This window comes from Sphingobium sp. HWE2-09 (genome assembly GCF_035989265.1).
Taxonomy (GTDB): Bacteria; Pseudomonadota; Alphaproteobacteria; order Sphingomonadales; family Sphingomonadaceae; genus Sphingobium.
Window position 1 is genome coordinate 1096552 of sequence record NZ_JAYKZX010000003.1, and the last position, 21304, is coordinate 1117855.

The 21304-nt window shown below is 63.9% G+C and carries 20 protein-coding genes; 10 read left to right on the forward strand and 10 right to left on the reverse strand.

Annotated features, from left to right (window positions below; genetic code table 11):
- Positions 1-70 precede the first annotated feature (70 nt).
- From U5A89_RS10765 to U5A89_RS10775, 3 genes are all read left to right on the forward strand, one after another.
- On the forward strand, positions 71-643 hold the full coding sequence (locus tag U5A89_RS10765) for a sigma-70 family RNA polymerase sigma factor (protein ID WP_338161132.1): 573 nt from the start codon (positions 71-73) through the stop codon (positions 641-643).
- The gene (locus U5A89_RS10770) at positions 636-1361 is read left to right on the forward strand and encodes an anti-sigma factor (RefSeq protein WP_338161133.1); all 726 of its coding nucleotides are present in this window, start codon (positions 636-638) and stop codon (positions 1359-1361) included. The genes U5A89_RS10765 and U5A89_RS10770 overlap by 8 nt, the downstream gene beginning before the upstream one ends.
- A gap of 247 nt (positions 1362-1608) precedes the next feature.
- Entirely contained in the window at positions 1609-2169 is a 561-nt protein-coding gene (locus U5A89_RS10775; RefSeq protein ID WP_338161134.1) for a fasciclin domain-containing protein, read from the forward strand.
- Between the two features lie 188 nt (positions 2170-2357).
- Here U5A89_RS10775 and U5A89_RS10780 read toward each other — a convergent pair whose 3' ends face one another.
- Together U5A89_RS10780 and U5A89_RS10785 are read right to left on the reverse strand one after the other, a co-directional pair.
- Positions 2358-3956 (reverse strand): cisplatin damage response ATP-dependent DNA ligase, encoded by a 1599-nt coding sequence (locus U5A89_RS10780; RefSeq protein ID WP_338161135.1) that lies wholly within the window; start codon positions 3954-3956, stop codon positions 2358-2360.
- Positions 3957-4074: 118 nt separating this feature from the next.
- The gene (locus tag U5A89_RS10785) at positions 4075-5067 is read right to left on the reverse strand and encodes a ligase-associated DNA damage response exonuclease (RefSeq protein WP_338161136.1); all 993 of its coding nucleotides are present in this window, start codon (positions 5065-5067) and stop codon (positions 4075-4077) included.
- A gap of 131 nt (positions 5068-5198) precedes the next feature.
- Between U5A89_RS10785 and U5A89_RS10790 the strand changes: the two genes are divergently transcribed.
- Both U5A89_RS10790 and U5A89_RS10795 read left to right on the forward strand, forming a co-directional pair.
- Entirely contained in the window at positions 5199-6419 is a 1221-nt protein-coding gene (locus U5A89_RS10790) for a BtaA family protein (RefSeq protein WP_338161137.1), read from the forward strand.
- Positions 6416-7060 carry a class I SAM-dependent methyltransferase gene (locus tag U5A89_RS10795; protein ID WP_338161138.1) on the forward strand — a complete coding sequence of 215 codons (645 nt, stop codon included), beginning with the start codon at positions 6416-6418 and terminating at the stop codon, positions 7058-7060. The genes U5A89_RS10790 and U5A89_RS10795 overlap by 4 nt, the downstream gene beginning before the upstream one ends.
- A 33-nt stretch (positions 7061-7093) precedes the next feature.
- Here U5A89_RS10795 and U5A89_RS10800 read toward each other — a convergent pair whose 3' ends face one another.
- From U5A89_RS10800 to murI, 3 genes are all read right to left on the reverse strand, one after another.
- A complete protein-coding gene (locus tag U5A89_RS10800; RefSeq protein ID WP_338161139.1) occupies positions 7094-7564 on the reverse strand; it encodes an SF0329 family protein in 471 nt (156 codons plus the stop codon).
- A gap of 1 nt (position 7565) precedes the next feature.
- The gene (gene hemA / locus U5A89_RS10805) at positions 7566-8792 is read right to left on the reverse strand and encodes a 5-aminolevulinate synthase (protein WP_338161140.1); all 1227 of its coding nucleotides are present in this window, start codon (positions 8790-8792) and stop codon (positions 7566-7568) included.
- Positions 8793-8970: 178 nt separating this feature from the next.
- Complete coding sequence (gene murI, locus U5A89_RS10810; protein WP_338161141.1) at positions 8971-9774, reverse strand: glutamate racemase; 804 nt, start codon at positions 9772-9774, stop codon at positions 8971-8973.
- Positions 9775-9926: 152 nt separating this feature from the next.
- Here murI and U5A89_RS10815 point away from each other — a divergent pair, with 152 nt between their 5' ends.
- The 3 genes from U5A89_RS10815 to dprA all read left to right on the forward strand — a co-directional run bounded on the left by U5A89_RS10815 (position 9927) and on the right by dprA (position 12758).
- Positions 9927-11000 (forward strand): acyltransferase family protein, encoded by a 1074-nt coding sequence (locus U5A89_RS10815; protein ID WP_338161142.1) that lies wholly within the window; start codon positions 9927-9929, stop codon positions 10998-11000.
- A gap of 64 nt (positions 11001-11064) precedes the next feature.
- Entirely contained in the window at positions 11065-11679 is a 615-nt protein-coding gene (plsY, locus tag U5A89_RS10820; RefSeq protein WP_338161143.1) for a glycerol-3-phosphate 1-O-acyltransferase PlsY, read from the forward strand.
- Entirely contained in the window at positions 11676-12758 is a 1083-nt protein-coding gene (gene dprA, locus U5A89_RS10825; protein WP_338161144.1) for a DNA-processing protein DprA, read from the forward strand. The genes plsY and dprA overlap by 4 nt, the downstream gene beginning before the upstream one ends.
- Before the next feature lie 44 nt (positions 12759-12802).
- Here the strand turns inward: dprA and U5A89_RS10830 are convergent, their stop codons facing one another.
- Positions 12803-13258, reverse strand: a complete 456-nt coding sequence (locus U5A89_RS10830; RefSeq protein ID WP_338161145.1) for a PA2169 family four-helix-bundle protein — start codon at positions 13256-13258, stop codon at positions 12803-12805.
- 278 nt (positions 13259-13536) lie between these two features.
- Here U5A89_RS10830 and topA point away from each other — a divergent pair, with 278 nt between their 5' ends.
- Complete coding sequence (gene topA / locus U5A89_RS10835; RefSeq protein ID WP_338161146.1) at positions 13537-16128, forward strand: type I DNA topoisomerase; 2592 nt, start codon at positions 13537-13539, stop codon at positions 16126-16128.
- Positions 16129-16137: 9 nt separating this feature from the next.
- Here topA and U5A89_RS10840 read toward each other — a convergent pair whose 3' ends face one another.
- The 4 genes from U5A89_RS10840 to lepB all read right to left on the reverse strand — a co-directional run bounded on the left by U5A89_RS10840 (position 16138) and on the right by lepB (position 19467).
- Entirely contained in the window at positions 16138-16854 is a 717-nt protein-coding gene (locus tag U5A89_RS10840) for a GGDEF domain-containing protein (RefSeq protein ID WP_338161147.1), read from the reverse strand.
- A gap of 55 nt (positions 16855-16909) precedes the next feature.
- Positions 16910-17818: a GTPase Era gene (gene era / locus U5A89_RS10845; RefSeq protein WP_338163013.1), complete on the reverse strand. Its 909-nt coding sequence runs from the start codon at positions 17816-17818 to the stop codon at positions 16910-16912.
- A 156-nt stretch (positions 17819-17974) separates the two neighbouring features.
- Entirely contained in the window at positions 17975-18646 is a 672-nt protein-coding gene (rnc, locus tag U5A89_RS10850; RefSeq protein ID WP_338161148.1) for a ribonuclease III, read from the reverse strand.
- Complete coding sequence (gene lepB, locus U5A89_RS10855) at positions 18643-19467, reverse strand: signal peptidase I (RefSeq protein WP_338161149.1); 825 nt, start codon at positions 19465-19467, stop codon at positions 18643-18645. The genes rnc and lepB overlap by 4 nt, the downstream gene beginning before the upstream one ends.
- A 176-nt stretch (positions 19468-19643) precedes the next feature.
- On the opposite strand from lepB, the gene pgi reads away from it, so the two are divergent.
- A complete protein-coding gene (pgi, locus tag U5A89_RS10860; protein ID WP_338161150.1) occupies positions 19644-21161 on the forward strand; it encodes a glucose-6-phosphate isomerase in 1518 nt (505 codons plus the stop codon).
- The last annotated feature ends 143 nt before the right edge of the window (positions 21162-21304 follow it).

Below are 21304 nucleotides of genomic sequence, written 5' to 3' on the forward strand. Positions count from 1 at the left end.
TCAGTGTGGGCAAAGTCAGTACGCGATAATGGGTGCTTGCGCTGGCGCGGGGCGCGGCTAGGTTGATGATGTGGACAAAGAGGGGGATCAGGCGGACGACGCCCGCGCGCGGTTGACCGACGCGCTGAATGGCGTGGCCCGGCAGGATCGCAGCGCCTTGCAAGATGTCTATGCGATGACGTCCGCGAAGCTGTTTGGCATTTGCCTGCGTATCTGCGGTGACAGGCAATATGCGGAGGATATCTTGCAGGACGTCTATGTGAAGGTGTGGCGACGGGCGGGGCAGTATGATGCCGCGCGCGCCAGCCCGATTACCTGGCTGGCGACGATCGCGCGCAACAGCGCGATCGATTGGCGGCGGGCCAATGGACGCACGGATATGCTGCCGCAGAGCGCGGCGGCGGAGGTGGCCGATGACGCCATGGCGGCGGACGATCATATCGTGGCGGCGCAGGAGCGCGCGCGCATCTTCGACTGCCTCAAGACATTGGACCTGCGCACGGGTGCGGCCATTCGCGCGGCTTTCTATGACGGATTGAGCTATGGCGAACTGGCGGTGCGCGCGAAGGTGCCGTTGGGGACGATGAAAAGCTGGGTGCGGCGGGGGCTGTTGCGGTTGAAGGATTGCATCGGCGATGGATGACGTCCTGACCCCCGAAGAGGAACGCAGCGCGCTGGCCGCCGAACTGGCACTGGGGCTGCTGGAGGGGGACGAGCATGCGGCGGCCTTGCGGCTGCAGTTGAGCGATGGCGCGTTTGCGGCGGAAGTGGCGGCGTGGGAGGCGCGGTTGGCGCCGTTGCATGGGCAGTGGGCTGACGTTGCGCCACGTGATTCGGTTTGGGCGGCGGTGGCGGCGCGGATCGGGGCGGAGGACGCGCCCCCGGGCGATGTCGCCATGTTGCGGGCGCGAGTGTCGCGGTGGCGGATGGGGGCAATCGTTTCTGGGGCTTTGGCGGCGGGGCTGGCAACGCTGTTGCTGATGCAGCCTGCCGGGCAGATGCCGGAGACGGGTGTGGCTGGGGCGACGCCGGTCGCCTTCGTCCAGATTGCCGGAGCGGCGGGCGGACCGCAGCTGAGCATGCGACACGACAGCGGATCGGCGCAATTGACGTTGCGGGTGTCTGGCATGAAGGCGGATGGCCTGTCGCCCGAATTGTGGGTCATCCCGGCTGGCGGCGCGCCGGTGTCGCTGGGGGAGATCCCTGCGTCCGGGACGGCGGCGCTGCGGTTGAGCGATGCGCAGCGGCGGCTGCTGGTGGAGGGCGCGACGCTGGCGGTGACGATGGAGCCGCAGGCGGGCATGCCGCATGCTGCGCCGAGCCGCGCGCCGGTGGCGGCGGGGCAGATTACGCAGATTTGATTGTCGTTATGGCGATGGCTTTATAATTTTACGCGTAACGCCGGACTTATTTCTTATAACCCGCGGCCGTTTTTCTAGGCGCGATGGATGCTGAACCGGGTTCAGCATGACGAGGTGCATTAATTCTTCGGTCTTCGTGCTCTTTTCGAATGTCCTTTAGGTCATGGCTGCATCCGTTCTGCTGCGTGGCGCGTAGCTGCTGCACATCCCGCCTTTGTGGGGTGCAAAAGATAGAAGGATGTCTGTCATGAAAATTTCCAACCTATCCCTGATGATCGCTGGCGCTGTGATGGCGGCTGGCGGCGGGATCGCCAGTGCGCAGATGGCCAAGAACCCGATGGTCGGCGGCGCGGCGATGTATCCGACCAAGGACATTATCGACAATGCCGTCAATTCCAAGGATCACACGACGCTGGTCGCCGCCGTCAAGGCCGCCGGGCTGGTCGATACGCTGAAGGGACCGGGTCCGTTCACGGTCTTCGCGCCCACCAACGCCGCCTTCGCCAAGCTGCCCGCCGGTACGGTCGATACGCTGGTGAAGCCTGAAAACAAGGCGATGCTGACCAAGATCCTGACCTATCATGTCGTCGCGGGCAAGATGACCGCCGCCGACATCGCCGCCAACGCAGCCCAGCATGGCGGCAAGGCTTCGCTCACCACCGTGCAGGGCGAAACGCTGACCGCGTGGAAGAAGGGCAAGGACTGGTATCTGACCGACGCCAAGGGTGGTCAGTCGAAGATCACCATAGCCAATGTGATGCAGTCCAATGGCGTCATTCACGTCGTCGATACGGTTCTGATGCCCTGAACCCTGTCATATTGATGTGATGACCGACGGGTCGATGGCTTTCCCCCTTGCCACCGGCCCGTTTGTTTTGGGCAGAACACTCACCTATCTCGTTCGTCCTAAGTAGCCGTTGAGCAAAGTCGAAACGGCGTATCGAAGGATTGATGTAGTCCGGATGCTTCGGACAGTGTTGGGGTGCCGCTGGTTCTTTAACTCACCAGCTTCTTCAAGCTCTCCACCGTGTCCGCTTCCGCGGCGGGCTTGTCCTTGCGGATGCGGGCGATGCGGGGGAAGCGCATGGCTAGGCCGGACTTATGGCGCTTGCTGTCGTGGATGGAGTCGAAGGCGACTTCGAGGACCAATGTCTTCTCCACCTCGCGCACCGGGCCGAAGCGGTTGACCGTGTTGCTGCGCACGAAGCGGTCGAGCATCTTCAATTCCTCGTCGGTGAAGCCGCTATAGGCCTTGCCTACGGGGAGCAGTTCGCCTTCTGGCGTCCAGCAGCCGAACGTATAGTCCGAATAGAAGGACGAGCGTTTGCCGTGGCCGCGCTGCGCGTACATCATGACGCAGTCGGCGGTCAGGGGATCGCGTTTCCATTTATACCAGAGCGCGGCCTTGCGTCCTGCGACATAGGGGCTGTCGCGGCGTTTGAGCATGACGCCTTCGATCGCGGCGTCGCGCGCGCCGGCGCGGATGTCGGCAAGCGCATCGAAATCCGGGGCGTCGATCACGGCGGACAGGTCGAAGCGGTTGGACGATAGTTGCGCCATATAGGCTTCCAGCCGTGCGCGGCGGTCGGTCCAGGGCAGGGCGCGCAGGTCGGTGTCGCCTTCGATCAGCAGGTCATAGAGGCGGACGAAGGCAGGGTAATCGTCCATCATTTTCGCGCTGACTGCCTTGCGACCCAGGCGTTGTTGCAGGGCGTTGAAGCTGGCCGCCGCGCCGCCATGTTCGGCCGCGCCCTGCACCTCTCCCTTCACCAGCAGTTCGCCGTCCAGCACGGCATGGCCGGTAAAGGCCTGCGCGATTTCCGGGAAGCTGGCGCTGATATCGTCGCCCGCGCGGCTGTAGAGGCGGGTTTCGCTACCCGTCCCCACGATCTGGATGCGGATGCCGTCCCATTTCCATTCGGCGGCATAGTCTTTCAGGTCCACGCTGTCGGCCTCCAGCGGGTGGGCCAGCATGAAGGGGCGGAAATAGGGGGTGCCTTCCGGGTCGGGGCGGGCAGTGCGGCCCTCCGCCCAGTCGAACAGGGCGGCGTAGGGTGGGGCAAGGGCGTGCCAGACCTGTTCGACATCATCGACGTCGAGGCCGAAGGCGAGGGCGAAGCCTGTCTTGGCGAGGCGGGCGGAAATGCCCACCCGAAGCCCGCCGGTCGCGAGTTTGAGCAGGGCGAAGCGGCCAGACGAATCGAGATGGTCCATCATCTGGGCAAGCGCATCAGGGGCTGCCGCGCGGCTCAGCCCAAGTAGACGATCGATCACCGTCGACAGGCTGAGCGAACCGTCATCCAGTTCGGCGGGCTGGTCGTCCCGCTTGGGCCAGAGCAGGGCGACGGTTTCGGCGAGGTCGCCGACATAATCTCGGCTCATTTCGTAGAGGATAGGATCGGTGCGGCCACGGATCATTTCACCGATGGCGGAGGATTTGACGGCCTTGAGGTCGAGATTGCCGGTGAGCGCGGCGAGCGCCCAGCCCCGGTCGGGATCGGGGGCTTCGCGCATATAGGCCGCGATCAGGTTCAGCTTCGCGTTGCGCGAGCGGGTGTAGACGAGGCCGTCGAGGAGTTGGGAAAATTGCCTCATGCCATGCTTATCCCACGTGCTCCCGCGCAGGCGGTAGCCCAGTTCCAATCTCGCCTGTTCATCCAACCGCGGGACTGGGCTCCCGCCTGCGCGGGAGCACGGGAGATGTTGTCAGCCATTACCCTTCATCCTCATCTTCGCGGCCGACCAGCGCCAGCGCGCGGGCGCGGATCTGGTGGGTCATGCACCAGTGGAGCAGGGCTTCCTCGCGGCCGTGGGTGATCCAGGTTTCATTGGGGGCGACTTCGCGGATGGTATCGGTCAGTTCGTCCCAGTCGGCATGGTCGGATATGACGAGGGGGAGTTCGACATTCTTTTGCCGCGCCCGTTGGCGCACGCGCATCCAGCCGGAGGCCATGGCGGTGATCGGATCGGGCAGGCGGCGGCTCCAGCGGTCGTTGAGCGCAGAGGGCGGGGATATGACGATATGGCCGCGCATATCCTTGGCAGGGACGCCCGTGGCGGAGCGCAATTCGCCCATGTCGACGCCGAATTGTTCGTAGAGGGCGCACATGCGCTCCATCGCGCCGTGAATATAGATGGGGTCATGATGGCCGCGCCCGCGCAATTCGCAGATGACCCGCTGCGCCTTGCCCAGCGCATAGGCGCCGACCAGCACGCAGCGATCGGGGTTGGCGTGAAGCGCGGCGAGCAGGCGATCCATTTCGCTGCCGGTGTCGGGGTGGCGAAAGACGGGCAGGCCGAAGGTCGCTTCGGTGACGAAGATGTCGCAGGGAACCGGCTGAAACGGCAGGCAGGTGGGGTCCGGCCGACGCTTGTAATCGCCGGTGACGACGACGCGCTCACCCGCATGGTCGAGGATGATCTGCGCCGACCCCAGCACATGGCCGGCGGGGACGCAGCGGATGGTGACGCCGCCCATGCGCACTTCATCGCCATAGTCGACCGCGGTGCCGCTGGCGGTGCCATAGCGGAGCGCCATGATCGCCAGCGTTTCGCGCGTCGCCCAGACATGGCCGTGGCCGCCGCGCGCATGATCGGCATGGCCGTGCGTCACCAGTGCGCGTTCCTGCGGCAGCGATGGATCGATCCAGGCATCGGCGGGGCGGACATAGATGCCGGTGGGGTGCGGTTCGATCCAATGGGCCATGTCCTGCACAAGATGGGAAGGGGCAGGAGGGTTCCGCAACCCCTGTCATTGTCGCGTAACCCGCGCGTCATGCGCAGGACTTGCGCCTGCCGTATCGGCCAGCCAACGACCCGGCAGCGAGGAGTGCTTCGATGGCAGTGACCGCCCACAGGAAAATCACCAATGCGGTGCATCGCCACCGCCATCTGTCGAAGCAGGGACTGCTGGAACGCGCCTTCACCTTTGCGTTTCGTGGCCTGGTCTATGCGCAGATTTGGGAAGATCCGGCGGTAGACATGGAGGCGCTGGCGATCACGCCCGACTGCCATGTGGTGACGATCGCGTCTGGGGGCTGCAACGTGCTGTCCTATCTGACGGCCGACCCGGCGAAGATCACCGCAGTGGACCTCAATACCGCGCATATCGCGCTCAACCGGTTGAAGCTGGCGGCGGCGCAGACATTGCCGGACCATGGTGCGTTCCACCGCTTTTTCGCGCGGGCGGACGACAAGGCGAACATCGCGGCCTATCGGGACATCGTCGCGCCGCATCTGGACGAGGCGACGCGGCGTTATTGGGAAGGGCGCGACCTGACCGGGCGGCGGCGGATCGGCGGCTTTGCGCGTGGCATCTACAAGCATGGCCTGCTGGGTCGCTTCATCGGCGCGGCGCATCTGCTGGCGCGGGTGCATGGCATCAATCCCCGGCGGATGCTGGATGCGCAATCGCGCGCGGAACAGGTCGAGATATTCGAGCGGGAGCTGGCGCCGATCTTCGACCGGGGCTTCGTGCGCTGGCTGACGAGCCAGCCCGCGTCGCTGTTCGGCCTGGGCATCCCGCCCGCCCAGTTCGAGGCGCTGGCCGGGGACGAGCGGATGGATAATGTGCTCAAGGCGCGATTGAAGAAGCTGGCCTGCGATTTCGACCTCAAAGACAATTATTTCGCGGTGCAGGCGTTCGGGCGGGGGTATGCGGGTGGGGAGGGGCCGTTGCCGCCCTATCTGCAGGCGCAGAACCATGGCGCGGTGCGGGCGCGCGCCGGGCGGGTGGAGGTGCGGCATATCAATTTCACCGAGTTTCTCGCCCATCAGCCCAACCTGTCCTGCGATCGCTACATCCTGCTGGATGCGCAGGATTGGATGGACGATGCGCAGTTGAACGCGCTGTGGGCGCAGATCACGCGAACGGCCAAGCCGGGCGCGCGGGTGTTGTTCCGGACGGCGGGCGAGCCGAGCCTATTGCCGGGCCGGGTGGTCGATGCGGTGCTGGACCGGTGGGATTATCGGGCGGAGGCGTCGCTGGATTATACCGCGCGGGATCGGTCGGCCATTTATGGCGGCGTGCATCTCTATGTGCTGAAGGATGCGCTGTGAGCGGCCATAGCCAGTTGATGGACGGGGTCTATCGCTATCAGCGGCATATCTACGACCTGACGCGCAAATATTATCTGCTGGGGCGTGACGGGCTGATCGCCGATCTCGATCCGCCTGCGGGCGGCGTGGTGCTGGAGATCGGGTGCGGGACCGGGCGCAACCTGATCGCGGTGGGGAAGGCCTGGCCCCAGGCGCGGCTCTATGGGGTCGATATCAGCGCGGCGATGCTGGATACGGCGCGGGCGTCGGTGGCGAAAGCGGGGCTGGGCGATCGGGTGACGTTGGCGCAGGGCGATGCTTGCGGCTTCGACGCGGCGGCGCTGTTCGGGCGTGCGCAGTTCGAGCGGGTATTCATCAGTTACGCGCTGTCGATGATCCCGGAATGGGAAATGGCGCTGGCGCAGGCGGCGCGCTGCGTGGCGCCTGGCGGCAAGCTGGAGATCGTGGACTTTGGACAGCAGGAGCGGTTGCCTGCTTTGTGGAAGCGCGTATTGTTCGGATGGCTGGGGCGGTTCCATGTGTCGCCGCGTCGGGAACTTAGTACAGCAATTGAGCGGCTGGCGCAGGATATGGGGGGATTTCCCCACAGCCAAACGCTTTATAGGGGGTATGCAGTGCGTGGCTGTTTGATCCGGGTTTGACGCGGCTTGGAAGACGTAGGCTTAAGCGCCGCTTCAAGCGGCGCGGTGAGCATCAAGACGTCTAGCCTTGCGACGAATGTCCCGGATATGGGCAACCAGCCGATGCAGTTTACTGGTATCGACTTGTTCCAGCCGTCGCTTACCGATCCGGCTATCAGCCATCGCCAACGACTGAATCAGAGGATCATCATCCTGAATTGCTTGTTCGATCGACAGTTGGTGAATGAAATCCCAGCAGGCGCGATAAGCGTCTTGTCGGCTGAGTTCGCCGAAGTCGGAAAATTGAGATTGATACATGGAATTGCGGTTGGGTGAGCCGCTTTCGTAGCCATCTGCTATATAGTTTGCACGGGTGCAAAAATTGGCAATGACCTCACCGTCGAAGGTCAGCCAGGCATGGCCGCATGTGCAATTTCCATAGCGCGTGCTTTGAATGTCCAGCCGTCCGCGCAGTTCGGGTGCGAAGCGCTCCAATACAAGCGATCTCAACCCGCTCCAGCGCATCTTACGCCGCCTGCCGTTCCGCCTTTTCCAGGTCCAGCCGATCCCAGATTTCGACCAGCGCGGTCACCAGGGTCCGCATCATCTCTTCGCTGTGGGCCGGGCCGGGGGTGAAGCGCAGGCGTTCGGTGCCGCGTGGGACGGTGGGATAGTTGATGGGCTGCACATAGGCGCCATATTCGGCGAGCAGGATGTCGCTGATCCGCTTGGCCTTGACCGGGTCGCCGACCATCAGCGGCACGATATGGGTGACCGACGGCATGACCGGCAGGCCTGCTTCGGCCATCAGCCGCTTGAGCAATGCAGCCGACGCCTGCTGGCCTTCACGTTCCTCGCTGGAGCCTTTGAGGTGCCGCACGCTGGCGAGCACGCCTGCGACCAGTACCGGCGAGAGCGAGGTGGTGAAGATGAAGCCGGGGGCGTAGCTGCGGATGACGTCCACGATCATCTGGTCGGCGGCGATATAGCCGCCCATGACGCCGAACGCCTTGCCCAATGTGCCTTCGATGATCGTCACGCGATCTGAGACTTGATCCCGTTCCGAAATGCCGCCGCCGCGCGGGCCATACATGCCGACGGCGTGCACTTCGTCCAGATAGGTCAGCGCATTATACTCGTCGGCCAAATCGCAGATCGCGGCGATCGGGGCGACGTCGCCATCCATCGAATAGACGCTTTCGAAGGCGATCAGCTTGGGCGCTTCGGGGTCTTCGGCCGCCAGAAGCTCCCGCAGATGCTCGACGTCATTATGACGGAACACGCGCTTTTCGCAGCCCGAATTGCGGATGCCCGCGATCATGGAGGCATGGTTCAGTTCGTCGGAAAAGACGATGCAGCCGGGCAGCAGCTTGGCCAGCGTGGAGAGCGTCGCTTCGTTCGAGACATAGCCCGAAGTGAAGAGCAGCGCCGCTTCCTTGCCATGCAGGTCGGCCAGTTCGCCTTCCAGATCGATATGATAATGGGTGTTGCCGCCGATATTGCGGGTGCCGCCGGAGCCTGCGCCGACATCGTGCAGCGCCTCTTCCATTGCAGCCACGACCTTGGGATGCTGGCCCATGGCGAGATAGTCGTTGGAGCACCAGACGGTGATCGGCTTGGGACCGTTATGGCCGTGGAAGCAACGGGCGTTGGGATAGGAACCGCGATTGCGCAGGATATCGATGAAGACGCGATAGCGGCCTTCTTCGTGCAGCCGGTCGATCGCTTGAGAAAAAATGTGTTTGTAGTTCACTACGCTGCTTCCCATTTCCTCGCGCGCCCTATTCTTGTCCGCTGCGCCATCCTCTTCCGCGTGCCGCGTTTAGCCGCGCAGTCCCGCCATTACCAGCGATAACCGCTCGCAACATATCGACATAGGTGCCTAATATCATGCGCGAGCAAATTAGGCATTGGACAAATAGCCTACCCCGTCACAGCGCGTCGATCCGTTCTAGGCCGTACGCGGCCAAGGCGGGACGCAGCGCTTCAACCTGATCATCCAGCCGCGTAAACACCGCCACGCCGGGCGATACCGTGTCGGGCCAAGGCTGGCCCTGGGTGAGAAACTGGATGCGGCGGGCGATGCCTTCTCCGCCATGGACGAAGCCCATCGGATGGGGGGCAGCGGCGGCGAGTTCCTGCTCCACCAAGGGGAAATGGGTGCAGGCGAGGACGACCATGTCCATCCGGTCGCCGCCCGGTTGTGCGAGCAGGCCGCCCAGCGCATCGCGCGCGACTTGCGGGTCGAGGGTTTCTCCGCGCAGTTTCGCTTCGGCCAGTTGCACCAGCGCCGACGATCCATGGCGCAGGACAAGGCAATCCGCGCCATGTTCGGCGGCCAGGCGATCGACATAAGGTTGGCGAACGGTGGCGTCGGTGCCCAACACGCCGAAGACGCGGCTTTTCGACAGCAGGGCGGCAGGCTTGATCGCAGGGACCGTGCCGACCACCGGAATGTCGAGCGCGGCGCGGACATGCTGGAGCGCGATGGTGGAGGCTGTGTTGCAGGCGATGACGGCCAGGCGCGGGCGGTAGCGTTCGACCAGGCGGCCCAGCAATGCGGGGACACGCGCGGCGATCTCCGCCTCGCTCTTGGTGCCGTAGGGAAAGCCTGCGCTGTCGGCGGCATAGACGATGGGCGCTGTCGGCAGCGCCGCGCGGGCCGGGGCGAGGATGGACAAACCCCCGACGCCGGAATTGAAGAAGAGGATGGGGGCGTTTGCGGCGACCGTCATGGCGGCTGTGTCGCGGCAGGAGGCCGAAGTGTCAACCGGCAGCCATTTTCGCATGCGCGCATAGGGGATAATTAACCGACATTTGCCATCATTCCTGAGAGATGGGGACGATTTCTACTTCTACAGTTTCGGCTGCGGGCGGGCGAGGCGCGATGCACGCCAATTTCGTTGCGCTGGATGGTCTGCGCGGCGTTGCGGCGCTTGCGGTGCTGTTCTTCCATATTCCCAACTTCACCGGCATCATGTTGCTTCCAGGGGCTTATCTGGCGGTCGATCTCTTCTTCTGCATCAGCGGTTTTGTGCTGACTTACGCCTATCTCGACCGGTTGCGTGCGGGGATGAGCATGGGCCACTTCATGCTTCGCCGGATCATTCGGCTTTATCCGCTTTACCTGCTGTCGGGTCTGCTGGCGCTTGGCTATATCGTCACGCTCGGCAGTGCGGACAATTTTCGGGGCAATGGGCCTGTCTGCTTTCTGTTCAACCTGCTGCTGATCCCGATGCCCATCATCTGGGGCTGGCATACCGAAATGTTTCCGGTCAACGTGTTCGGCTGGACCATCCTGATCGAGTTGGGCGCAAGTCTGGCATTTGCGCGGTTTGCTCATATGCTGCTGTCGAAACTGGCGCTGCGCAGGTTGATCGTGATCGCTGCGTCAATCCTGGTCGCGAGCGCGCTGATTTACGGGCAGCTCAATCTGGGCATCTCCTTTGCGCAACTGCCCGGCGCTCTTAGCCGCGCCCTATTCTCCTTTTGCGCAGGCATGGCCGTTGCCGTGGCCCGGCGCGATGGCGCGGCGTCGCCTGCACTGTCCTTCGCGACTATCGTGCTGCTTACGATCATCCCGATGGCAATCCCGTTAAGTGGCGGACTGCAGATCGCCCGCGACCTCATCATGGTGTTGCTGGTTTTCCCCGTCCTGGTTTACGCGTCGCTATCCTGCCCCATCGACCGGTTCATCCACCGGATCGCCACAACATTGGGGAGCGCGTCCTACGGCGTCTATATCCTGCAGGTGCCGATGGTCGCCTTCGTCGCCAGCGCGCTCACGGCGCTGGGATGGCGACCGTCCGTCGCGCTCGGCCTGACGTTCGCCGCTGGACTGCTGGTCTTTGCCGCGATCGTCGATCAATATATCGATCGCCCGTTTCGGGCCTGGTTGCTGCGGATGATGACGCGATGGGGGCAGAGGGCGCCCGGCGGACGAGGGATGGTCGCACCTTAATCGTTGCGAGCGACGAACGGGACGCTATGGTCGCCGCGTTCTTCAACAGGCGACCGCGTAGTTCATGACACCTCCCTGGCTTCTTCCCGCATTTGTCCTGGTTCTTGGCTATCTGCTCGGCTCCATCCCCTTCGGTCTGATCCTGACCCGCGTAACCGGCGCGGGCGACCTGCGTCAGATCGGGTCGGGCAATATCGGCGCGACCAACGTGCTGCGCACCGGGCGCAAGGGGCTGGCGGCGGCGACGTTGCTGCTCGACCTGCTTAAGGGCGCGGCGGCGGTGCTGATCGGTGCGGCACTGGTGGATGGCGGCGGGCCGATGGCGGGTGCTATGGCGTTTATCGGCCATTGCTACCCGGTATGGCTGCGCTTTGCGGGCGGCAAGGGCGTGGCGACGATGATGGGCGTGGTAACCGCCCTGTTCTGGCCCGCCGGATGCATTTTTGCGGCGGTCTGGCTAGGGGCATTATACGGAACCAGATGGTCTTCGGTCGGTGGCATGGCGGCGGCAATCAGCGCGCCGATCGCCATGGCGGCGTTCGGCCGGATCGACCTGGTGCCGGTCAGCCTGGCGCTGGCGCTGATCGTGCTGTGGCGGCACCGCGCCAATATCGCGCGGCTGATGAAAGGCGCAGAACCCAAGGTCGGCGCATCCAAGGACGGACCCACTGCCGAATGAGCGAGCGCGAGCGGTTCGACCGGCTGCGGCTCATCCGCTCTCCCCGGATCGGTCCGGTCAGCTATCGGCAATTGCTCGCCCGCTTTGGAACGGCGGGGGAGGCGTTGCGCGCCATTCCCGATCTCGCCGCGCGCGGCGGTGGTCGTGCGAGCGTCGCTGATGCGGGCGTGGTCGAACGAGAGATTGCACAAAGCCGCGCGTTAGGCGCGCGTTACCTGTTGATGGGGGACGCGGATTATCCCGTCTTGCTGGAGCAGTTCGAAGGCGCGCCGCCTGCGCTGATCCTGCGTGGCGACAGCGGGCTTGCCAGCCGCCAGTGCATCGCCATGGTCGGCGCGCGCAATGCGTCGGCCGCGGCCTGTCGCTTTGCCCGGAGCCTGGCACAGGATTTGGGGCAGCGGGGCGCGGTGGTGGTGTCCGGGCTGGCGCGCGGGATCGATACCGAAGTGCATCGCGGGTCGATTGCCAGCGGGACGATCGCGGTGATCGCCAGCGGGATCGACATTGCTTTCCCGCCGGAGAATGCCGCGTTGCAGGAGCAGGTGGCGACCGAAGGACTGTTGATCACCGAACATCCGCCCGGCACGCAACCGCTGGCGCGGCATTTCCCGGCGCGCAACCGGATCATTGCCGGGCTAAGCATAGGGACTGTGGTGGTCGAAGCCGCGCCCAAATCCGGTTCGCTGATCACGGCGCGGCTGGCGGGCGAGGCGGGGCGGGAAGTGATGGCGGTGCCGGGTTCGCCGCTCGATCCGCGGGCGCAGGGATGCAACCAGTTGATCCGCGACGGAGCAATCCTGATCCAGAACGCTGCTGATGTGCTAGAAGCGGTGGGCAGCATCGATCCGCGCATGGTGCGGCAGGGCCATCTGGATTTCGTCGGAGAGCCGGTGTCGAGCGATGTCGCGGCGCAGGAGCGGGCGACCGTGGTCGGGCTATTGGGATCGACGCCTGTGCCCGTCGACGAACTGATCCGCCTGTCGGCATTGTCACCGGCGGTGGTGCAGACGGTGTTGCTGGAACTGGAACTGGCCGAGCGGCTGGATCGATTGGCGGGCGGCCGGGTCAATCTGCGATAGGCAGCGAAACGGGGGCGCGATGCCCCCGTTTGCCTTGTCGGATGTTAGTTCTGCATCGAATGCTTGATGTCGCGCATCTCGTCATGGCCTTCCTTGACCGAGACATAATTCTGCTCGACCACGGCGCGCACGGCTGGCGACAAGTCGCGATCGGCGATCGCATCTTCGAACTTCGCCTTGATATGATCTTCGCCGGCTTCGACCTCGTTGATGATCGCCTTGTCGTCCCTGCCGGTCAGCGTGGCTTTGAGGTTGAGGAACATGCGGTGGGCGCCCGCCAGGATGGTGCCGTCATCCTCGGGATTGCCGCCCAGGCTGCGGACCTGCTGCTGCAGATTGGCGACGACCTGACGCCGTTCGGCGGCGCGGCTGGTGAAGAGCGGCGTGAACCGGCTGTTCTCGCTGTCCTTGGCGGCTTCGGTATAGCCATCGACGCTGTCGAGCGTGGTGGCGATCAGGCCGTTGAGCGTGGAAATGTCGTGGCTGTTGGAATCGGACATGCGCGTTCCTGTCTTAAATAGGGGGCCATCGCCTTCAGGTCGTGCTGGCGATGCCGCTACAACAATGCGGAAAGGGAAAAGTCGCAGGCCCGCATGCCGACTTGATCTGGATCAGGAGGATTTAGGCGCTCGACCGGCAAGCCGTGCCGTGACCGCGCCGTATCGACAAGATACTGGCGCTGGTCGGTTATCTCCCCTAATTACACGCCGCTTGACGTCCGCCGTCATTGCCTTCCAGACTCGCGCGTACGTGTGAGACCTATAGTTTCGGGGCCTAAATGCAGCTTGTCATCGTAGAATCGCCGGCCAAGGCGAAGACCATCGAAAAATATCTGGGCGGTGATTTCCACGTCCTAGCCAGCTATGGCCATATTCGCGACTTGCCAGCGAAGGACGGATCGGTGGACCCCGACGACGGCTTTGCGATGTCGTGGGAAAATTATGGCGACAAGGGTAAGCAACTCAAGGCCATTGCCGACGCGTCAAAGAAGGCGACGCGATTGATCCTGGCGACTGACCCTGATCGCGAAGGGGAAGCGATCAGCTGGCATGTGCAGGAAGTGCTGCGCGCGAAGAAGGCGCTGCCGTCGGTCGTGGAGCGGGTGACGTTCAACGCGATCACCAAGGCCGCTGTGCTCGACGCGATGGCCAAGCCGCGCGCGCTGGACGAGGATCTGATCGACGCCTATCGGGCGCGCCGGGCGCTCGACTATCTGGTGGGCTTCACCCTGTCGCCGGTGCTGTGGCGCAAGCTGCCCGGCGCCAAGTCGGCGGGGCGGGTGCAGTCGGTCGCACTGCGGCTGGTGGTGGAGCGCGAGCGGGAGATCGAATCCTTCACGCCCCAAGAATATTGGTCGGTCGCCGCCGAGATGGAGCAGGGCGGGCAGGCTTTCACCGCGCGCCTGGTCCGCTGGAAGGGCGAGAAGATCGAGCGGCTGACGATCGGCAAGGAAGGCGACGCCATGGCCGCCAAGGCCGATGTCGAGGCCGGGCGCTTTACCGTCGAAAAGGTCGAGACGAAGCCGCTCACCCGCAATCCGCCTGCGCCCTTCACCACATCGACGTTGCAGCAGGAAGCTGCGCGCAAGCTGGGTTTCTCCGCCAGCCACACGATGCGGATCGCGCAGCAGCTGTATGAAGACGGCGCGATCACCTATATGCGTACCGATGGCGTGCAGATGGACGGCAGCGCCATTTCCGCTGCGCGCAAGGCGATCGCGGAACGCTATGACGGTGGGTATCTGCCCGAAAAGCCGCGCCAATATCAGACCAAGGCCAAGAATGCGCAGGAAGCGCATGAAGCCATCCGTCCGACCGAGTTCGGCCGCGACAAGGTGGGCAGCGGCGATCATGCGCGGCTGTACGACCTGATTTTCAAGCGCGCGCTGGCGAGCCAGATGGCGTCGGCGCGGCTGGAGCGCACGACGATCGACATGGTCGATGGATCGGGAAGCCATACGCTGCGTGCGACCGGGCAGGTGGTGATCTTCCCGGGCTTCCTGGCGCTCTACGAAGAAGGGCGCGACGATAGCGACGATGATGATTCCAAGCTGCTGCCGCGTATCAGCGAGGGCGATGCGCCCGCGAAGAAGAAGGTCAGCGCCGAGCAGCATTTCACCCAGCCGCCGCCGCGCTATTCCGAAGCGTCGCTGGTCAAGCGTTTGGAGGAATTGGGGATCGGTCGTCCGTCCACCTATGCGTCGACGTTACAGGTGCTGAAAGATCGCGATTATGTGCGGATCGAGAAGAACCGCTTTTTCGCGGAGGAGAGCGGGCGGCTGGTGACGGCGTTCCTGGAGCGTTTCTTCGAACGCTATGTCTCCTATGATTTCACGGCGGGTCTGGAAGACGAACTGGACGATATTTCCGGCGGCCGCGCCCAGTGGCAGGCAGTGCTGGAAGCCTTTTGGAAGGACTTCAAGCCCAAGACCGCCGAGGTGATGGAGCAAAAGCCGTCGGACATCACGGCGGCATTGGACAAGTTTCTGGAGCCGATGCTGTTCCCACCCAAGGCGGACGGCAGCAACCCGCGCGCCTGCCCGCTGTGCGCGGATGGGCAATTGTCGCTGCGTGGCGGGCGGTTCGGCGCGTTCATCGCCTGCTCCAACTATCCTGAGTGCAAATATACCCGGAAGTTCGGCCAGCCGGGCGGCAAGGATGGCGAGGATACGGGGCCGGAGGTTCTGGGCCAGCATCCCGAAACGGGGCAGGATATCGTCAAGAAGTCCGGTCGCTTTGGCCCCTATATCGAAATGGGCGAGGGCAAGGAGGCCAAGCGCGGGTCGATCCCCAAGGATCTGCCCGATGGCGAATTGACGCTGGACTGGGGCGTGAAGCTGCTCAGCCTGCCGCGCGAAGTGGGGCTGCACCCGGAAACGGGTCTGCCGATCGTCGCGAATATCGGGCGCTTTGGTCCCTATCTGCTGCATGACGGCAAGTATGGGCGATTGTCATCGACGTCGGAGATTTTCGAGGTCGGGATGAACAGCGCGGTGGTGAAGCTGGCCGAAGCGGCACAGCGCGGGCCGCGAAGCGCCGGGCGCGAGCCGTTGAAGATATTGGGCGCGCATCCGCGGACGGAGGCGGAGATCAAGCTGATGGAAGGGCGCTACGGCGCTTATGTCACCGACGGCACGACCAACGCGACCCTGCCCAAGACGGTGGATAAGGATCAGTTGACGCTGGAGGAAGCGGCGCAGCTGATCGACGCGCGGGCAGCGGCGGCCCCGGCCAAGAAGGGGGCGAAGAAGAAGGCGGCCCCGAAAAAGGCTGCACCCAAAAAGGCGGCAGCTGAGAAGAAGGACGGCGCGGTCAAGAAGCCTGCCGTAAAGAAGGCACCAGCCAAGAAGAAGGCGGCGGCGGCCGAGTAAGGTCTGGCGTCAGGCGGCGTGTCGCACCTGGTTGCGGCCGCCAGTCTTGGCGGCGTACATGGCAAGGTCGGCGCGATGCAAGCTGGCTTCGATCGGTAGCGTCGGATCGCTGGCGCTCAGCCCGATGCTGGCGGTTACGCGGACCATCGGCCCGGAGGTGGCGCGGACGCGCAGCGCCTGGATCGATGCCCGAATATGTTCGGCGCGGCGGGCGGCATGATCGCCGTCGCAGTCGGGCAGGCAGACGGCGAACTCTTCCCCGCCCAGCCGCCCGCACAAATCGCCGGGGCGGAGCGCTTCGCCGATCGCGGTCGCCACCGCATGCAATACGGCGTCGCCGGTCTGATGGCCGTGATCGTCGTTGAAGCGTTTGAAATGATCGATGTCGATCAGCAGATACCAGTGGCCGGGGCGGCCATGGAGCCGCTCCGCCCGATCGAAGAAGGCGTTGCGGGTGAGCAGGCCGGTCAGCCCGTCGATATCGGCGAGCCGCGCCATGTCCGCCACCCGCCGTTCCAGTTCCATCCGCAGCCGCCGGTTTTCCTCCCCCTGCCGCACCAGCATGACGCAGACGGGGGTGGAAATGCTGGCCGAACAGAAGATGCCGACGAGGAAATAGCGCGGCGGGATGAACAAGCCGGGGATCATCGAGACCAGCGCCATGATGGCGATCGTGCCGAAGACGGATATGCCAACGGCTATGGCGATTTTCTGCTTCGGTCCCATGGCAGGCGACGTAACAGCATAAAGTAAAAGATGAATTTACTTCATCCGATTGCCTTTATTCGACCCAGTCAAGACCGATGTCGCGATAGATGCCACGATCGTCTTCCCAATCTTCCTTCACCTTCACATGAAGATAGAGATGGACTTTGACGCCAAGCAGCGTCGCCAGTTCGGCGCGGGCCTTCGACCCGATTTCCTTGAGCCGTTGCCCGCCCTTGCCCAGCACGATCGCGCGCTGGGTGGGGCGACCAACCAGGATCTGCTGGTGGATTTCGACCGATCCGTCGTCGCGTTCCTTATATTGTTCGGTATCGACGGCGGTGGCGTAGGGGAGTTCGGCGTGAAGCTGGTGATAGAGCTGCTCGCGCGTGATTTCAGCCGCGAGCATCCGGTCGGTGGCGTCCGACACCTGGTCTTCGGGGAAATGCCATGGGCCTTGCGGCATGGCGTTGGCGAAGGCTTTTTTCAGTTCGGGCAGGCCGTCGCCGGTCGCGGCGGAGACGAAGAAGATTTCGTCGAAGCCCAGCGTCTCATGCAGCTTTTCGGTATGGACGAGCAGCTTTTCCTTGATGGCGATATCGACCTTGTTGAGGATCAGCCACTTGCGTTCGCTGCGATGCTTTAAGGATTCGATGATGGGTTCGAGCTTGGGGCCGCGACCGGCCTTGCCATCCACGACCATCGCGATCAGGTCCGCACCCTGCGCGCCGCCCCAGGCGGCCTGCACCATGGCGCGGTCCAGCCGCCGCTTGGGCGCGAAGATGCCGGGCGTGTCGACCAGCACGATCTGCGCATCGCCTTCGATCGCGACGCCCATGACGCGGGTGCGCGTGGTCTGCGCCTTGGGGCTGGTGATCGCCACCTTCTGGCCCACCAGCGCGTTGACCAGCGTGGACTTGCCCGCATTGGGCGCGCCGACGACGGCGATGACGCCGCAGCGTTGGGTGGTTTCTGAAACGTCCAACAAATATACTCCGTTCGCCCAAGCAAATCCCGTCATCCCGGCGAAAGCCGGGATCCCGCTTCTTCTTTCCAACGAGGGATAAGAAGCGGGATCCCGGGTCAAGCCCGGGATGACGATGATGGTTTAGGTGTTTTATGTCTTCAGGGGAAGCTGGACCTAACCCGCCAACTTCTCCAGCAAGGCCTTGGCCGCCGCCGTTTCGGCTTCCTGTTTCGATCCGCCTGTGGCGCTGGCTTCGCCCGCGCCCTTGATCGATACCGTCACGGTGAAGCGCAGGGCGTGGTGGGGGCCGGATCGGTCGGTCAGGGCATATTCGGGGGGCTTGCGCTTGTTGGCGGCGGCCCATTCCTGGAGGTAGGATTTAGGATGGCGCGGGGCGCTGGTCTGGGTGTCGACGCGATCGTTCCACAGGCGGCGGACCAACGTGCGCGCTTCGTCCAGGCCGCCTTCCAGATAGAGAGCGCCGATCAGCGCTTCCATCACGTCGCCCAGCACATTGTCGCTGTCGGCGGCGCCATCGTCGCGCGCCTGCTTGCCCAGCACCATATGGGTGGGGACGCCAGCGGTGCGCGCGACGTCTGCGCAGGTTTCGCCCGATACCAGTGCGTTGAAACGGCGGGACAGCTTGCCTTCGGGTTCGTCGGTGAAGCGTTCGAACAGCCATTCGGCCATCAGCAGGCCGAGGATACGATCGCCCAGAAATTCCAGCCGCTCATAATTGACCGCCTTGGCGCTGCCATGGGTCAGCGCCTGTTCGAACCGCGCCGGATTGTCCGGCGTGCGGCCGATCAGCGCCTTCAACCAGGATGCGGTATCGGGTTTGCTCAAAAGCCTTCCCCGATGCGGCTCCAGCGCGCGGCGGTGAACCAGGTCCAGGGGAGCAGCCAGTTGGCGCTGCCGTCGGTCGAGAAGACCGAGACGATCGCTTTGCCCACCAGATTTTCTTCGGGGACGAGGCCGATGCCGCCGCCTTCGACCGCGGGGAAGCGGCTGTCGGCGCTGCGATCGCGGTTGTCGCCCATCATGAAGAGGTGGCCTTCGGGAACCAGCACCGTGTCGCGGTCATCGGCCGCGCCGTCGGGCAGCAGGTCGAGGACGTTGTAGCTCTTGCCGCCGGGCAGGGTTTCGCGGAACTGGGGGTAGCGGCATTGCTTGCCGCCGCCGACCGCGGCTTCCTCGAAATCGGGGCGGTAGCAGGGGGAGGCCGCGCCTTCGCGGTTGGCGGCATCGACCATGTTCGGCGTCACGGGAATGACGAGGTCGGCGACCTTCTGCTTCGGGATCGCCTGGCCGTTCAGATAGACGGTGCCGCCGCGCACGCCGATCATGTCGCCGGGCAGGCCGATCACGCGCTTGATATAATCGTTCTTCTGGTTCGGCGGCGCCTTGAACACGACCACGTCGCCACGTGCCGGCGTGGATGCCAGGATGCGGCCGGGGATCAGCGGGATCGAGAAGGGCAGCGAATAGCGCGAATAGCCATAGGGCCATTTGGCGACCAGCAAATAATCACCGATCAGCAGGCGCGGCTGCATCAATTCCGACGGGATGTTGAACGGCGATATGATGAAGCTGCGCAGGATGAAGACGAACAGCCCGAGCTTGGCGAGAAACAAGATGAAGTCCCGCGTTTCCGATTTGGCAGTCATGGAGTGTCGTCTGATCCCTTGAGAGAGCCGATAAGGCGGCCGTGGCGGCTTTTGGAGCTTGAGGCGCGGCGCGTCAAGCAGTCCTTGGCGATGCAAAGCGGCAGTTTATTGGCTAAGGATAGCGGGAATCGACCGGTGCAGCGTCGATGTCGATCAACGTCATAAGGAATCCATCCATGACCAGTCCTGCACTGCCACGGTCTTTGACGGCAATTGCCGCACTGCCGCAAGCCGAACTCAAGTCCATTTTCACGACCGATCCCGATCGCCTGTCCAAGCTGGTGCTGAGCCAGGGGCCGATCCGGTTCGACTGGTCCAAGACCCATCTGACCGACGACCTGATGACGGCGTTCCTGGCGCTGGCGGAGGAACAGGGCTTTGGCCGCTGGCGCGATGCGCTGTTCGCCGGGCAGGCGGTAAATAATAGCGAGGGGCGCGCGGCCGAACATCCCGCCGAACGGGGCGAGGGCAATGCCGACAGCGTCGCCCATGCCAAGATGCTGCATCGGCGGATGCGCGGCCTGATCGACGCGATCGAGGCGGGCGCATTGGGTGAGGTGCGGCATATCTTGCATATCGGCATCGGCGGGTCGGCTTTGGGCCCCAAGCTGATCGTCGATGCGCTGGACGGCGACGGCGTGCGCTATGACGTGGCGATCGTGTCCAATGTGGATGGCACCGCGCTGGAGCGGGCGATCGAGGATTTCGATCCGCACACCACGCTGATCGCGATCGCGTCCAAGACCTTCACCACCAGCGAGACGATGCTGAACGCAGCGAGCGCGATCAACTGGATGGTCGAGGCCGGGGTGGACGACCCCTATGGCAAGGTCATCGCGCTGACCGCTGCGCCGGAAAAGGCGATGGAATGGGGCGTGGACGAAACCCGCATCCTGCCCTTCGCCGAATTGGTGGGCGGGCGCTATTCGCTCTGGTCCTCGATAGGGTTCCCTGCCGCGCTGGCGCTGGGCTGGGATGCGTTCGAGAGTTTGCTGGAGGGCGCGGCGTCGATGGACCGGCATTTCCGCTTGTCTGATCCCGCCGAGAATGCGCCGCTGATCGCCGCGTTCATCGACCAATATTATACGCGGGTGATGGGGTGCCAGACCCGCGCCCTGTTCGCCTATGACGAGCGGCTGGCGCTGTTGCCATCCTATCTTCAGCAGTTGGAGATGGAGAGCAACGGCAAGAGCGTGACCCGCGATGGCGAGCCGGTCGATGGTCCGACCGCGCCGATCACCTGGGGCGGCGTTGGCACCGATGCGCAACATGCGGTGTTCCAGCTGCTGCATCAGGGGACGATCATCACGCCGGTGGAGTTCGTCGCGTCGATCGAGTCGGGTCATGCTCTGGACCCGGCGCATCATCGCGCACTGCTGGTCAACTGCTTCGCGCAAGGGGCGGCGCTAATGCGGGGCAAGGATAATGACGCCGATCCGGCGCGGGCTTACCCCGGCAACCGGCCGTCCACGACGATCCTGCTGGACGATGTGACGCCCGAAGCGCTGGGGGCGCTGATCGCTTTTTACGAGCATCGCACGTTCGCCAATGCGGTACTGATGGGGATCAACCCGTTCGACCAGTTCGGCGTGGAACTGGGCAAGGAGATCGCCAAGTCGATCGAGGCGGATGGCGCGACCGGGTTCGATCCGTCGACCATGGCTTTGATCGAGATCGCGTTGGGCGAGGGGTGATCCCAACCCCCGTTCGTTTCGAGCGAAGTCGAGAAATGCATGTTTTGCGCTGCACGCTGCTCGACCGCGCTCGAAGCGAACGGAGGTGGTTTGGCTACCAGCAAGAATATTCCCATTTGTAACTGACGCGCGCACCCGCCATA